Source organism: Streptomyces malaysiensis subsp. samsunensis (assembly GCF_024519315.1).
GTDB classification, from domain to species: Bacteria; Actinomycetota; Actinomycetes; order Streptomycetales; family Streptomycetaceae; genus Streptomyces; species Streptomyces malaysiensis.
Genome location: NZ_JANIIC010000027.1, coordinates 21017 through 34755, shown reverse-complemented (window position 1 = coordinate 34755; position 13739 = coordinate 21017). Strand labels below are relative to the sequence as shown.

22 protein-coding genes are annotated in these 13739 nt (G+C 67.7%); 19 read left to right on the top strand and 3 right to left on the bottom strand.

Annotated elements, in window-relative coordinates:
- Nucleotides 1–7: 7 nt before the first annotated feature.
- The 14 genes from NQU54_RS22625 to NQU54_RS22560 all read left to right on the top strand — a co-directional run bounded on the left by NQU54_RS22625 (nt 8) and on the right by NQU54_RS22560 (nt 7329).
- A complete protein-coding gene (locus tag NQU54_RS22625; protein WP_257632666.1) occupies nt 8–2164 on the top strand; it encodes a hypothetical protein in 2157 nt (718 codons plus the stop codon).
- A 229-nt stretch (nt 2165–2393) separates the two neighbouring features.
- A complete protein-coding gene (locus tag NQU54_RS22620; protein WP_257632665.1) occupies nt 2394–2801 on the top strand; it encodes a hypothetical protein in 408 nt (135 codons plus the stop codon).
- Nucleotides 2801–2962 carry a hypothetical protein gene (locus tag NQU54_RS22615; protein ID WP_257632664.1) on the top strand — a complete coding sequence of 54 codons (162 nt, stop codon included), beginning with the start codon at nt 2801–2803 and terminating at the stop codon, nt 2960–2962. Before NQU54_RS22620 ends, NQU54_RS22615 begins: the two co-directional genes overlap by 1 nt.
- A gap of 16 nt (nt 2963–2978) precedes the next feature.
- Nucleotides 2979–3401 (top strand): NUDIX domain-containing protein, encoded by a 423-nt coding sequence (locus tag NQU54_RS22610; protein WP_257632663.1) that lies wholly within the window; start codon nt 2979–2981, stop codon nt 3399–3401.
- Between the two features lie 22 nt (nt 3402–3423).
- Nucleotides 3424–3669 carry a hypothetical protein gene (locus NQU54_RS22605; protein WP_257632662.1) on the top strand — a complete coding sequence of 82 codons (246 nt, stop codon included), beginning with the start codon at nt 3424–3426 and terminating at the stop codon, nt 3667–3669.
- 25 nt (nt 3670–3694) lie between these two features.
- Nucleotides 3695–3886 carry a hypothetical protein gene (locus NQU54_RS22600; RefSeq protein WP_257632661.1) on the top strand — a complete coding sequence of 64 codons (192 nt, stop codon included), beginning with the start codon at nt 3695–3697 and terminating at the stop codon, nt 3884–3886.
- A 5-nt stretch (nt 3887–3891) separates the two neighbouring features.
- The gene (locus NQU54_RS22595; RefSeq protein WP_257632660.1) at nt 3892–4077 is read left to right on the top strand and encodes a hypothetical protein; all 186 of its coding nucleotides are present in this window, start codon (nt 3892–3894) and stop codon (nt 4075–4077) included.
- A 79-nt stretch (nt 4078–4156) separates the two neighbouring features.
- On the top strand, nt 4157–4363 hold the full coding sequence (locus tag NQU54_RS22590) for a hypothetical protein (RefSeq protein ID WP_257632659.1): 207 nt from the start codon (nt 4157–4159) through the stop codon (nt 4361–4363).
- A gap of 85 nt (nt 4364–4448) precedes the next feature.
- The gene (locus tag NQU54_RS22585; RefSeq protein ID WP_257632658.1) at nt 4449–5054 is read left to right on the top strand and encodes a DUF6197 family protein; all 606 of its coding nucleotides are present in this window, start codon (nt 4449–4451) and stop codon (nt 5052–5054) included.
- The gene (locus NQU54_RS22580; RefSeq protein ID WP_257632657.1) at nt 5051–5590 is read left to right on the top strand and encodes a hypothetical protein; all 540 of its coding nucleotides are present in this window, start codon (nt 5051–5053) and stop codon (nt 5588–5590) included. The genes NQU54_RS22585 and NQU54_RS22580 overlap by 4 nt, the downstream gene beginning before the upstream one ends.
- Before the next feature lie 2 nt (nt 5591–5592).
- Nucleotides 5593–5898 (top strand): DUF7739 domain-containing protein, encoded by a 306-nt coding sequence (locus NQU54_RS22575; protein WP_257632656.1) that lies wholly within the window; start codon nt 5593–5595, stop codon nt 5896–5898.
- Nucleotides 5898–6458 carry a DUF6919 domain-containing protein gene (locus NQU54_RS22570; RefSeq protein WP_257632655.1) on the top strand — a complete coding sequence of 187 codons (561 nt, stop codon included), beginning with the start codon at nt 5898–5900 and terminating at the stop codon, nt 6456–6458. The genes NQU54_RS22575 and NQU54_RS22570 overlap by 1 nt, the downstream gene beginning before the upstream one ends.
- A 93-nt stretch (nt 6459–6551) precedes the next feature.
- Nucleotides 6552–6752, top strand: coding sequence for a DUF4236 domain-containing protein (locus NQU54_RS22565; RefSeq protein WP_257632769.1), 201 nt, complete (start codon nt 6552–6554; stop codon nt 6750–6752).
- Between the two features lie 136 nt (nt 6753–6888).
- The gene (locus tag NQU54_RS22560; protein WP_257632654.1) at nt 6889–7329 is read left to right on the top strand and encodes a RapZ C-terminal domain-containing protein; all 441 of its coding nucleotides are present in this window, start codon (nt 6889–6891) and stop codon (nt 7327–7329) included.
- A 272-nt stretch (nt 7330–7601) separates the two neighbouring features.
- Here the strand turns inward: NQU54_RS22560 and NQU54_RS22555 are convergent, their stop codons facing one another.
- The 3 genes from NQU54_RS22555 to NQU54_RS22550 all read right to left on the bottom strand — a co-directional run bounded on the left by NQU54_RS22555 (nt 7602) and on the right by NQU54_RS22550 (nt 8591).
- Nucleotides 7602–8093, bottom strand: coding sequence for a hypothetical protein (locus NQU54_RS22555; protein ID WP_257632653.1), 492 nt, complete (start codon nt 8091–8093; stop codon nt 7602–7604).
- Nucleotides 8094–8172: 79 nt separating this feature from the next.
- A complete protein-coding gene (locus NQU54_RS50555) occupies nt 8173–8361 on the bottom strand; it encodes a DUF7218 family protein (RefSeq protein WP_441005751.1) in 189 nt (62 codons plus the stop codon).
- Nucleotides 8361–8591: a hypothetical protein gene (locus NQU54_RS22550; RefSeq protein ID WP_257632652.1), complete on the bottom strand. Its 231-nt coding sequence runs from the start codon at nt 8589–8591 to the stop codon at nt 8361–8363. Before NQU54_RS22550 ends, NQU54_RS50555 begins: the two co-directional genes overlap by 1 nt.
- Before the next feature lie 147 nt (nt 8592–8738).
- On the opposite strand from NQU54_RS22550, the gene NQU54_RS22545 reads away from it, so the two are divergent.
- Genes NQU54_RS22545 through NQU54_RS22525 form a run of 5 tightly spaced genes read left to right on the top strand, consistent with a single transcriptional unit; the run spans nt 8739 to nt 13707 of the window.
- Nucleotides 8739–9287 (top strand): hypothetical protein, encoded by a 549-nt coding sequence (locus NQU54_RS22545; protein ID WP_257632651.1) that lies wholly within the window; start codon nt 8739–8741, stop codon nt 9285–9287.
- On the top strand, nt 9284–9526 hold the full coding sequence (locus tag NQU54_RS22540; protein ID WP_257632650.1) for a hypothetical protein: 243 nt from the start codon (nt 9284–9286) through the stop codon (nt 9524–9526). The genes NQU54_RS22545 and NQU54_RS22540 overlap by 4 nt, the downstream gene beginning before the upstream one ends.
- A 3-nt stretch (nt 9527–9529) precedes the next feature.
- Entirely contained in the window at nt 9530–11080 is a 1551-nt protein-coding gene (locus tag NQU54_RS22535) for a phage terminase large subunit family protein (protein ID WP_257632649.1), read from the top strand.
- 45 nt (nt 11081–11125) lie between these two features.
- Complete coding sequence (locus NQU54_RS22530) at nt 11126–12673, top strand: phage portal protein (RefSeq protein WP_257632648.1); 1548 nt, start codon at nt 11126–11128, stop codon at nt 12671–12673.
- Nucleotides 12673–13707: a hypothetical protein gene (locus tag NQU54_RS22525; RefSeq protein ID WP_257632647.1), complete on the top strand. Its 1035-nt coding sequence runs from the start codon at nt 12673–12675 to the stop codon at nt 13705–13707. The genes NQU54_RS22530 and NQU54_RS22525 overlap by 1 nt, the downstream gene beginning before the upstream one ends.
- The last annotated feature ends 32 nt before the right edge of the window (nt 13708–13739 follow it).

Here is a 13739-nt window from a genome sequence, read left to right as displayed (position 1 = left end):
CGCCGCCATGACCACCGCACCGCACCCCATCCGCCAGCCCAACCTGAGCCTCGTCAAAGACCAGCCCGACACCACCGTCGAGCCCGTCGAAGGCGCCGTCGTCAAGCACCAGGGTCAGCCGGTCCGGCCCCGCTGGATCGAGGCCGCTGCTGCCCGCGCCACCGCCGCCAAGGACCACGTCGTCGACAACAAGCTGTACCTCGGATGGTCCGCCCGCGGCTACAAGAACCTGGGCCGCCGCTGGTTGGACGCCCGCCGCGACGACTACCCGCAGATGATCGAGTCTGCTGTCGCCGAGCTGCGTTCCGCCAAGGGCAACACGGCAGCCGAGGGCAGCGCCAAGGAGCTGGTGAAAGAGCGCCGGGACGAGTATCGCGAGCACAAGAAGCGCCACGACATCAAGACCGCCCTTTGGAGCGCCGTAGGCGTGGCCGGGGCAGCGACCGGCGCCATCGTCGGCGGAACCCTGATCGAGGCATGCATGGCGGTCGGCGGCGCAGTCTTCGGCGCCTACCACGGACGACCCGAGCCGGCCGAGGTTGAGGTCTCTGCGTCGCCGCTGTCCATCATCGAGCAGTCCGACAACGACTTCGGGCAGGACACGGGGCAGGTCTTCATGACCGTCGACCAGCTCCCCGAGGGCGGCAGCCCGTTCCCGATCGCCCAGGCTCGCACCCCGCAGCAGCTCGCAGAATGCGTACTGCGAGCCCTGATCGCCGAGAACGTACCGGTCGCCGAAGTGACGGACGTGATCCGGCTGTCGTGGGGCTGGCAGTGTGTGGTCCGCGTCAGCGAAGGCACCCCCGAGGCGATCATCAAGGCGGCCGGCGACCTGGAGACCCGGTTCGACCTCGCCGCCAACGGGGTGCGCCCCTCGCCTATGAAGGAGCGGCGGGCGTGTGCGGTGATGCGGATGGTGGACCGAGGCGCGGATCCGTTCGCATCGGCGCCTGGCCTTCCGTACCGGGCCCCGAAGTCGATGTCGATCACTGACAAGTTCCGCATCGGGAGTTCCGTCGGCGGTGACCCGCTGGAGGTATCCCTGGCGGGTGTGATGGGCCTGTGGGTGGCAGCATCCGGCGGCGGCAAGACCGGTATCCTCCAGGGTCTCGCCGAGGGAACCACCGCCTGCTACGACAACATCACCATCGACCTCGACCCGCACGGCGACGGCCTCGAAGACCTGCACGACGCCGTAAGGATCACGGCCCGCACCCACGAGCAGATCGAAGCCGTGCTCCTGTTCTTCCTGGTCATGTCCAAGGCGCGTGCCCGGCTTCGCAAGACGCTGGGCATGGGTCGGAAGTGGAAGGCCAGCAAGACGCACCCGGCGGTCACGATCTTCTTCGACGAGTTCCCGAAGGCGACCGAGCTGGCCAAGCGTCTCGCCTTCGACCTGCTGCTCGTCGGCCGCAAGGAGCTGATCGAGGTCGAGATCGCCTCGCAGGGCGGCACGAAGCTGTACCTGGGCGAGAACATCGCCCAGATGATGGCGCTGAAGGGCATCGGCCCGTGCAAGGTCGGCGACACCCGAGCCGTGTTCGGCGACGGGTCCGTCAACGAGGGCTGGCTGCCGCACCGCCTGGCACCCGCCACCGACACAGACCCGAAGGATGCCGGGCACATCTTCATCCAGGGCGTGCCCGGCATGCCCGATGAGCCGATCGAATACAAGGTCCACGAGGTGCCGTCGGCGACCCTGCGGAAGCTGGCTACCGAGCGGCTGGAGGCCGGGCTCGTGGAGCCCGACCAGGACAGCCTCGACGCCATGGCGACCGTCGACCCGCCCGAGTACGTGGAGCCCGTGGTTGACATCGAGGGCAACCTCAAGAAGGAAGCCCCCGTCGAGTTGCTGACCTGGGATCAACTGCTAAAGCTGTGCGACGCGGAGCCTCCGGCTGGGACGGTGACCGAGGAGACCACCGCTGTGATCGCCGACGTTGTCGACCTGATGGACAAGGCTGGGGTGGATCGGATGCGCACGGAGACTCTCGTCGCCAAGCTCGCCGAGCATGACCCCGACGCCTACGGCGACATGACGGCCGAGTCGCTGAAGGAGCTGTTCGTGAAGGCGGGCGTCGGCAAGCCTGTGACGCTCGGCCCGCTGGACAACTTGGCCAACCCGAGGGGCTTCAAGCGGGACGCCTTGGACCGCCTTCTGTGACCGTAATGCCCTGATCATCCCCCTGCTCAAGCCTGCTCAAGGTGACGTTTCCGCAGGTCAGCGCTGCTCAACCCTCTGCTCAAGCCCTGCTCAACCTCCGCTCTGAGCAGCCCCTGAGCAGACCCCTGAGCAGCTCTGACCTGCAACGAAGCATCCCTGAGCAGGGCTGAGCAGGCCCGAGAGCACCCCATTCATCCATATATGTTCCATCAACCTGAAGGAGATCAACATGGTGAAGACATGGACCGACAAGCGCGGCGCGAAGGATCTCGACCGCACTGCGAAGGTCGGCGACGTCCTCTGGGTCGTCGTCGACGTCGAGAAGCGAGTCGCCCCCTACGAGGACGCCCAGTTGGCCAGCAAGTTCCCCGTCACCCACTGGAGCAAGGTCTTCGGCAAGCCGATGGTTGCCGGCACGGTGAGCGCCGGTGACCTGGTACTGAAGTACGGCACGGTCTATTCATCCCAGCCGCCGGGGCTGCGGGACGTCGCCAGCCCCAGCCCCCAGGTCGCCGGGCCCCTCGGCAGCGACACCGAGCGCTACCTGGACGAGACCGAGATCCGGGGCCTGGAGAAGCAGGTGCGCGAGGCCAACGATGAACGCCGCAAGACCAAGCGGCGCGGCCGGTGGATCTGATGGCCGCAACCACCTCCCGAGACCAACTGCTCGCCGAAGCGCGCCGCGCCTGGCGCGCATACGTGAAGTCCGGCACCGACGAGGACTACGTCGCCGCCCGCGCCGCCACCACAGCCGCCCGCAAAGCCGGGATCTCGCTCGACGAGATCCGGGACCAGTAACGACCAAGGAGAAACCGTGTCCGACCGTTACGCCGAGACCATCCGTTACACCGCCGACGTCGTCATCATCGACACCAACGGGAACGTGCTGCTGATCGAGCGCGGCTGGGACCCCTTCGAGGGCCATTGGGCCCTGCCCGGCGGCCATGTCGACCCGGGGGAGTCGAGTCGCGAGGCCGCCACCCGGGAGCTCGCTGAGGAAACAGGTGTTCACGTGACCCCCGGCGACCTGCGCGAGATCGGCACATGGAACCAGCCCGGCCGCGACCCACGAGGCAGGTACAGCACTGACGCCTACCTCGCCGTCGTTCCCGCTGGCACTCCGATCGTGGCGGGGGACGACGCCCGCACGGCCCAGTGGTGGCCGCTGGATGCTCTGCCTCCGCTCGCGTTCGATCACGCGGACATCCTCGCCGCAGCTATGGATTCAACGTCCTGAGACACCCCAACTAGGAGAACTCATGCCCGACTACAGCAACCCGGACACCCCGCTCACCGGCCGCCGCTGCGACTGGCAGGCCACGATCGTGCGCGGACCCGTGCGCTACGGAATGAACCCATCCCAGGAATGCGCCGGAACCTGCACCCCGCGGCCCGGCGCCACCGTGGGGAGCCTCCTCGCGTGGATCAAATCTTGGTACGCGGAGCACAACGGCATCCCCGTTTCCGACGTCACCATCATGCGCTACTCGCTGCGCGAGAAGTGACCAAGCCGAACCGAAGGAGAGCCCAATGCCCGACCTGGAGATCACTCACCAGTCCGTGCGCGACTACATCGCAGCGAAGAAGCGCGGCGACAAGAAGACCACCGACCGCATCATCGCCGAGGTCCAGGCCCGCTTCGCCACCCGCCAGACCGACGGCAGCGAGGCCGCGCAGCTCCTGCACGCCACCATGCACGTCCGCTTCGGCGAAGGGGAGTGACCGTCATGTCCACCCGTGAACAGCTCCTCAAGACCGCCGCGGACGCCATGCGGCGCGGACTTGAGCTGAACGCTCAAGGCGCCGACGCCGACCACCCGGACTACGCAAAGGTCATGCCCGCCCTGCATGCGGCCATCGCCGCCGGATGGACCGACACAGATGTCTGGCAGGCGGCCCACGCCCCGCAGTAGCTAAGCCGGGGCACCCCACCCGCATGGCAGCAACTGGGGCACCAGCTAGTAATCCAACCACTCAATTGAAGGAGAACTCATGGCGGGCTCGACTACTTGGCGCGTGCACGTGCGCATCGAGAAGGGCGGACGGTACGCCGACTACAACGACACCAGCAACATGATCAGCGGTAGCCGTGAGCCGACAGAGCGCGATGTCATCCAGGCCACCACCGACATGATCATTAGTGCGCATCCGTACCTGAAAGGTGGCAAGACCGTCATCGCCCGCGCCGCAAAGGTCTAGCCACAGCGGGGCGCCCCTCTCGCCTGGCAGCAACCGGGGCGCCCCCAACCACTCACCCCACCCAAAGATGAAGGAGCACCAGTAGGTGACCACGCATGCCCCCGTAGGCGCAAGCCAGCTATCGGCCGACGCCAAACAACTCGTCCGCGAGATCGAACAATTCCTCGCCACCCAGCCCGCACGCCGCCCCACCATCCCTGCCCCGAAGCCCGCACGGGGAAGCGGCATCGACCTGCCGCCCGTGGACGAGCTGATCGCCGAAGCCGGAATCGTCACCGGCCCCGCACCCCGCACCAAGAAGCAGCCGAAGACCAAGGGCGGGGAGCTGCCCGGCGGGCTGTGGCGGATGCTGCCCGACTGGGCCCTGACCGCCCGCCGCGGCGCCCGGCGGCAGGTCACCGTAACCGAACACCTCCAGCTCACCGCGCTCGTCATCCAGCGGTACGGCTGGTGCGGCCGCGGCCTCCGGTCCCGCTCCGGCCGGCGCTGCATTCTCGGCGCCCAGGCCGTGCTGTACCGGCTCGGCTACGGCGACCAGGACACAGCCATGGCCGCCGGACGCGTCATGGACCGCATCCTCGCCGCCCGCGGCATTCGGGCCCACTACTGGGAGTGGAACGACCATGCGGGTCGCGACGAAGGCGACGTGCTCTATCTGTTGCGCGAAGCTATCCGGGCAGCGGGCCAGTGAACATCACTGTCCACGGCCAGGCCCGCGGCTCTCGACAGATGGCCATCCGCCTGGAGCAGATTGCGATACCAGCCGGGAACCTCATCAGTCGCCGCCTCAAGGCCCCACTGCCCGACGTCGAATTCGTCCTCACCGATGGGGTCGGAGTCGACCGGCTCCTCCACCAAGCGCACGCCGCTCTTGGCGGACCCGGCAAGCCCACCACCATTCGCGGCCGCATCGCCACAAAGATCAAGGCCCGGCGGGCCTTCGCGTCTACCGCCATGACCCACAGCGGCGTCCTCATCCTCATCAACGGGCCAGAGCATCGCGGGAACCTGCACCAATTCGACCGCACCGTCGTCCACGAGCTCGTCCACGCAGTGCAGTTCAACCTGCCCGGCGCCCGTGAGCGGCACATCACCTATCTGCGCATGTGCGCGGGATACGCGCCCGACCGGGCGTTCCTGCGCAACTACGAACGGCTCATCGACGCCCGCGAATGCGAAGCCGAAGGTCTCGAATCCCTCGCCCGACAACTCCCGAGAGGACACTAACCATGGGCTGGAGCACCAGTCACGACACCACACACCGGTCCGCCGACGCCATACAGGAGGTGGGACAGCAGGTTGCGCACGTCGCCACCGGAAAAGACTGGCGGACAGTGCAGCCCCTGTTCCAGCTCGCCAACCGGGCCGACGGACCATTCACGATCCCGGCGCGCGAGGCGGGGCGTATGGCGGCGGTTTTGGAGAAGGCGGCCGGGCACTCGTTGATGCCGATTGCGTGGCGCACGGAAGTGGCATCCCTCGCCGATGCGGCCCAGCGTGCGGCCACCGCCCGGCAGCCGTGGGAGTGGAGCTGATGGGCAACCCGTGGAAGAAGGCCGAGTCCGTCGCCGATCTCGGCAACCTGATGGCCGACTGGCTGGAAGGCCGCCTCGGCGGACGGACCCCCGGCTACTGCGACACGCGGCCGGACGAGGAAACCAACCATCTGATCCTCACCTTGGCTGCCCTCTGTCGGGCCGGGTTCGTGACCACCAACTCCCAGCCGGGCGTCAAGCCCGAACGCGGCTACGACGGGCGCATGTGGCGACAACGCGCCTTCGTTGAGGGCTGGATCGTCGATGGGGCACTCCTCGCCCTGATCCGTGCCGCGGCCAAGCGTGCCGGGATGACGGCTATCGCACACGGACCCAGCAGTCGCGGCGGCAACTGGATTCCACTCACCGATGCCGACGGCGAGATCCAGATGGCTGCGGGTGACTACCTCGGACACCGACGAGTGATCAATTCCGAGTGGAGCGGCATCGGACGACACGCCACCAATGAACTCCGCCGCTCCACCTACCTCGAACTCATCGACCCCGTGTGGGGCCGCGACGACCGGCTGTGGCCCGCACTCCAGCAGGCCATCCGCTGACACCAAGGAGCAGCCATGAACGAGTCGCACTACATCTGGGCCGCCAAGGTCGTCGTTCCGGACGAAGGGCTCATACTCCGAGGTGACCACCTGATGGCCATCACGTTCCGCAAGTCCATCCGCATCCTCCCCGGCGTCACGCTCAACATCAACCGCTTCTCGTGGTCGATAACCCTCGGCGCCCGCGGCGGCCCGCGTCACACGATCAGCTCGACCGGGCGCCGCACCACCTCCATGGACCTCCCCGGGCCGCTCGGGTGGAGGCACAACCACCGGCACGGGAGGCGGCGATGACCACCCTGACCGCCACCCATCTCGGCCCGCCCGGCTCCCGAGCGGGCCGAGACAATCCCTGGCCCTGAGGCTCAAAGAGGCAACAGGAAACCCGCCCAACCGGTCACCACCCCAACATAATCAGGAGGATTACCGCATGCCCGCACCCAACGACCTCAGCAGCCTGTACGACAACAGGCATGTACAAACCGTCATCACCTCATACGGCGAAGGCCACCACGACAACCCGCCCGGCACAGCCATCCGAGTCGACACCCGCATCCTCCGCAACCCGCCCGACGACCCCAAAGTCCGCGACCGCATGCTGCACTCCAACGGGCTCAACCCCGAAGTGCGCCGCTACGTCATGGCCACACCGGGCGCCAAGCGCCTCGTCAAGGAGAACGCAGAAAAAGCCATCGCCCTGCTTCGTCGGCCCCGCCGCGGCCAGTTGAAGCGCATCGATATTCATGTGGCCTGCGTCGGAGGCCGCCACCGCTCCGTGGCCATCGCCGAGGAGATCGCCGCCTACCTGCGGGCCTCTGGCATCGGATGCGAGGTCGAGCACCGCCACATCAACCGGCCGATCCTGAAGTAAGGACACCCGCCCCGCCCACCTCGGCCCCGCTCGGATCCCGGGCGGGGCCTACTCGTGCCCTGCGGCGGGCTGCGGTGCCGGAACCTGGGCGCGGGCCATCCACCGGTCCCGGCCCAGAGCCTGCGACGGGCGGCCAAGCGGCTCCAGGCCCAGTACCTCACACACCCGCTGGTGCCACGCCAGAGCCTCAGCCTCCGACTCCGTCAACACCACCACCGTCACGGCCATAGCAGCAGTGTGACGGGCAAGGCGGGGGAGCGAGGGTATTTCGGCTAACCGCCCAACTCGGTGCGCAACTCGTCCGTCCCCAGATCCAGCGTCAACGAGGACGCGCCAACCATGATGTCCGCGCTGTACTTGAAGCACGGCGAACCATCCAAATCAGCGGAAGGATCCCCCAGGCAACCGTCCGTCGCGTACCCGTTTGAGGCCGCACTCACCTTGTCGATGTCCTTCACCGACCGCGGATAGCGGGCCCTCGCATCCGCGGAATCGATCGCGACCTCCAGGTCGATCACCACCTCGGCGATCCGCGTCAGGTGCTGCGCGCAGCGATCCATCCCCACAGTCGCGCACACGCCCTGCGTACCCGAGCCAGTCGCGGCGTCGATCTTCGGGATCCATTCCGTGGACAGCTTCTTCGTCTTCTTCGGCGCAGCCGCGGCCGGCGACTCCTTGGACGGCTTGCCGCTGGGCTCGGGCTTATCGCCCCCGCTGCTTCCGCATCCGGCGAGCAGCAGGCCCACAGTAACCGCGGCGATCATGTGGCGTCTCATGTCGTACCTTCCTGTGCTTGATGCGGAGAAGCTACGGCATGAGTGGATGTAGGGGGAGAGACTTGACCTATCTGCCCCGCCGTCGCCGCGTCCGAGCCGCCTTGCGGGCCATGCGGGACCGGCCAGCGAAGTAGCGGCCCGCGTTGGAGATACGGGCCGCCTTCGACTTGCTGGCACCCTGACGGCGCAGCGCCCTGTATGCGGCCTGCCTGCTGCGATAGACGAAGCCCCAGCGGCCCCCGCGATCGGACACCATCAGTGCTTCCCCTGCTTCCGGCCGCCCACGGCGATGGACGGGTAGCGGCGGCGGACCGCCTTCCGAACCTGGGCCTTCTGGCTGCTCGATCCGTGCTGTGCCACCCGCGCGAGGGCGTTCCTGGCCCGGCCTTTCGTGTCCAGCGGGTACTTGCGCTTGGATGGCACACCGAACGAGGACTTGGGCAGGCGCTTGCGGCGCTTGGCGGTCATCTTGGGGGACTTGGCCACGACCTCTCTCCCTTCCGCTGCCTTCCATGGTGCGCCCACAGTGGCCACTTCGATAGGGATTCACCTCAGAATCGACACAACTATCCTATGATTCGAAGGTAGGAACGCTCTGATTCTTGCGAATCGCCGGACCGAGGAGAGTGCAGCATGGCGGCAGGCCCCAGCCCCTCACGGCGCAAGAACGGCGCGGCCACAGCCGAGCAGGCCGCCATCGTCTTCGACCTCAAGACACAGGGCCTCAGCTACCGGGCCATCGAAGCCATCACCGCCGCACCCGACGGGCCCACCGGCGGACAACGCATCGCAGCCAGCACAGTCGGCGAACTCATCCACGCCGAAGCCGCACGCCGAGTCGACCCCAAGGTCGACGAGTGGCGCGCCATCCAGATCGAACGCCTCGAAGGCGTCCTCCGCGACCACCGCGCACTCCGCGACGCACACTGGCAGCGCGCCATGGGATCGGAGGACAAGGGCCCCGAGGTGGCCGCCGCGCTCGCCGTCGACCGGGCCCTCAACGGCATGGCCCGGGTGGTGGAGCAAGAGTCCAAGGTCCTCGGCATCCACGTCACGAAGATCGAAGCCCAGGTTACCGAGGTAACACAGCAGGACTTGGAGATGCAGGAGATCATCCGCGAGGCCAAGGCCAAGGTCGCAGCCGAAGAAGCCGCCCTCCTGCGGGGAGAGGCCAGCGAATGACCGCCCGCACCATCTGCTGGATCGACAGCCTCGTCCCGTCCTGGCTGCTCCACGACAGCGGCTACCGCAACGCCCTCCAACAGCACCTGGTAGACCGGATCACGGCGCAGGGATACGAGCCGGCCGGTCCCGTGCGGATCCTCCAGGGGGACACTCCCGTGCCACCTCCGGTCGGCATGATCCTGCTGCGCGCCGAATGCGTCGTCGAGGAGTTCGACGTCGAGGTCGGCGAGGGCTGACCCGTGACCACCGCGACCCGCACCCGCGGCGGCTACCTGGCCGGGCTCGACGCCGAAACCTTCGACCTCGACCGGTACCTCGCCCAGCTCGACCCGCGGCTCCTCGCCGACCCCGAAGGCCGACGCACCCTCACCCGACTCGACCCCCTACTGTTCAGCCTCGTCTACCTCCGGCACCACCTCAAAGGCCGCGAAGGCGAGGTCACGTTCGCTGACGCTCACCTCGACTGGTTCCGGCAGGCCCGCCAATGGGTGCGCCCCGTGCAGGCCCCCGCCGAGGACCGCATGGCGTGGATCGCCCCCCGCTCGTGCGGCAAGAGCACCATGGCGTTTCTCGCCCTGCCCGCGTGGGCCGCGGCACACGGCTTCGCCCGGTTCATCGCCGCGTTTGCCGACTCGGCGATTCAGGCCGAGACGCACCTGGCCACGTTCAAGCGGGAGCTCGATACCAACGAGTTGTTGCGCCAGGACTTTCCCGATCTCTGTGCCCCGGGCAAGCGCCCGTCGGGCGCGAACATGGCGGACACCCAGTCGATGTTCATTTCTCGCAGCGGCTTCGTGTTCGCGGCCCGTGGTATCGACGCATCCAGCCTCGGCCTCAAGGTGGGGGAGCAGCGGCCGGACCTCCTGCTCGCGGACGACGTGGAGCCCGACGAGTCGTCCTACAGCCGCTATCAGGCGGCCAAGCGGCTGACGACCCTACAGGATGCCGTGCTGCCCCTGAACGTCTTCGCCAGGGTGCTGTTGGTGGGGACGGTGACGATGCCAGGAAGCATCGTGCACCAACTGTCCAAGCACGCCCAGGGCATCGAGACCGCCGACTGGATCCGCGACGAGAACTTCCAGGTCCGCCACTACCGGCCCATCATCAAACGGGACGACGGCACCGAGCGATCCATCTGGCCCGCCAAATGGTCCATCGAATATCTCCAGTCCATACGGCACACCCGCAGCTTCGCGAAGAACTACGACAACAGCCCGCTCGGTGCAGACGGCGACTACTGGGCGCCCGACGACTTCCGCTACCCCGAGCCCGGCGAGGACCTGGACCCGGCGCCCCGCATGATGCTCTCCATCGACCCCGCCGTCACCTCCAAGGTGACCTCGGACTTCACCGGTCTTGCGGTCGTGTCGCATTGCCCGGAGCGGCGCCGCTGCACTGTGCACGAGGCAACGCAGGTGAAGCTGGCGCCGGCCGCGCTGCGAGAGAAGGTGCTGGCCATGCTGGACGAGTTCCCGCAGATCGGCCTGGTGCTGGTGGAGGACAACCAGGGCGGCGAGGTGTGGCCGCACATTTTGCACAACCTGCCGGTGAAGTTGCGGACGGTGCATCAGTCGGCGCCGAAGGAGGTTCGGGCTGCCCGGGTGTTGAACCACTACCAGCGGGGCCGGGTTCTGCATGCGCGGCGGCTGCGGGACTTGGAGGAGCAGATGTGTGCGTTCCCGAAAGCTCCGCATGACGACGTGCTGGATGCGGTGGTGAGCGCGGTGGAGCGTTTCTTCCCACCCAAGCCGAAGGCCATTCCGAAGGTATCGAGTGCAAGCTACCTTTGATTCGAAGGCGAAGGGTTATTATCGCCTTAACGAAGGGTGGTGGCCGTGGTTGCGGACAAGGTCGACCTGATGCATGGCATCGAACAGCTCGACGACGCACGCCCCGACTACCGCCTCGCCGAGAACATGTACCGGGGCACCGTCCCCGAAGTCTTCGCATCCTCGCGCCTCCGGGCCGCCCTCGCCGCCACCGGCATCGACTTTGATCTCAACTTCGCCAAAACCCCGGTGGACGCCGTCGTCAACCGCCTGGAGATCTCTGCCGTCACCAGCGCCAACGAGGACCACAACCAGATCATCTCGCAGGTATGGGACACCAACGCCCTCGACCTGGAGATCCCCGATCTCCACCGCAAGACGGACTACTTCGGCGACGCCTACCTGATCGTCCTCCCCATCGAAGACGACCAGGAGAACATCACCGGTGTCGAGATCCACTACAACTCGCCACTCACCGTCCGGGCGATCTACTCGGAGGAAAACCCACGAGAGATCGACTACGTGATCAAGCGGTGGGCGCAACGCACCAGCCTCGGCCTCGTACAACGCGCCGAGCTGTACTACGCGGACCGCATCGAACGCTGGACCACCAAGCCCGGCGCCAAGGGCGCGCAAGCTGGCGACTGGATCCACTGGACCGCCACCCCCGAGGACGGTGAGGAGCCCGACGAGGACTCGTGGACCATCCCCCACGACTGGGGCAGGCCGCCTGTCTTCCACTTCCGTACCGACCGGCCCTACGGCGAACCCGAACACTACGGCGCCTACGGCCCACAGAACGCCATCAACAAACTGGCGATCACACACATGGGCACCGTCGACTACCAAGGCGCACCGCAGCGCTACGCCCTCACCGACGCTGCCACCACCGACACCAGTGACCTGGAGCCTGGAGACTGGGACGACTTCCCGCAGGACGACAACGCCACCGGCCCCACCGACTCCGGCGACGACTCCAGCCTCAAAGCCGGAGCGGGTGAAGTGTGGCTGCTGCGCGGATTCAAAAGCGTGGGCCAGTTCGACGCCGCGAAACCAGAGACGTTCCTCGACCCGATCACCTTCTACATCCGGGCGATGGCGCAGATCACCAAGACTCCGCTGTCGATGTTCGACACGCAGACAGGGCAAGAGATCTCCGGCGAGTCCCGCCGGCAGAAGGAAGCCGAGTTCGTCCACAAGATCCGCCATCGGCAGCGCCTCTTCGGCGCCGAGCACCGCGCCATGTGGGTGTTCATCCTCGGACTGCTCGGCATCCCCGACGCGATCGTTGACATTCGCTGGGCGCCCATTGCCACCGTCGAGGACAAGACCGGATGGGAAACCAACGGCCTCAAGGTCCGCAACGGGGTACCCCGCCGTCAGGTGCTCCTGGAGTCCGGCTACCGCGAGGAGCAGGTCGACGAATGGCTTGAGGGCGTCGATGACGCCGAGTTGGCCCGCCGCGTCGACATCCTCGCCACTGTCGCCGACTCCGCCCAGAAACTCGGCGCGGCAGCAGCCCTCGGCGTGGTCACCAGCGAGCAGGTGCAGGCCCTGCTGACTGGCGCTCTGTCGGACATTGAGCTGCTGGCCGGGGTGGAGGCGACCACCTGATGGCCCGCAGCCTCAATGAGCGCCTCGCCCACCTCATCCAGGGCGAGCAAACCGACGCGGTCATCCGGCTCGAAGACCGGGTCACGCAGCGCGCCCTCGGCAACCTCGACGACGACTTCACCACCCTGGTCCGCCGCACCCTCGCCGCCTGGACCACCGCATTCGGCGGCACCACCGGGGACGCGACCAGCGACCCGGCGCTGCGACGGATCCTCGCCTCCGTCAGGGCCGCCGTGCGCCGCCTCCTCGCCCCGCTCGGGCCGCGGGCACAGCGGGCCTTGGACGACACGCTCACGGACGCCGTGCTGCTGGGGGCCCGACAGCATGCGGCGTTCGTCCGTGACGCCACCGGACGCAACCCGGGTACGCCCCCGCCCCGCTCACGCCGACCCCTGCGGGACGCTGCTGCGCACGTCAGGGACCTGGTGGCCGATCGCCGCGACCGTGCCCTCGCCATGCTCCGGCCTGCCGTCTCCCGCCGCTGGTCTCAGGTGCTTACCAGCATCGGAACCGCCCGCGGCGCCCTCTCCGCTGTTCGCTCGCACATCACATGGGTGGTCGGCCAGGCGGTCAACGAGGGGCTGATGGCTGGGATTCGGGCGGCCGGCGCACAGAAGCTGTGGGTGGCGGAGCAGGACGCCTGCGTGCGCTGCGCCGCCTACGCCGGACTGGTGGCGGACGTGGGCGACGACTTCCCCGGCGGCCTGTCCTGGGACCCGCAGCAGCGCGGGCGAGGCGAGCCCCTTCCGGCGCCGCCTCTCCACCCCGCATGCAGGTGTCGTGTAGTCGCCTGGCGCGAGGAATGGGCCGAGACGGGCGTGCCGTCGTTCCCCGAGGCGCTACGCCGTGAGGCACGTCGCTCTGTGGCCCGCGGCTTCTCGCTGCCCACCGAGTCCAACGCGGCCCGCATCAGGGCTGCCCGAGAACTTCTCCGCCGAGGCGCCAATCTGCCCCGCTCAGTGGAGGCATACGCCGCCACCGCCATCGCGGCCGGCCGCTTCACTGACCGCAACGTGCCCACTGGACGCCCGTGATGGGCGCACGAACCCGTAACCCCGAGATGGGA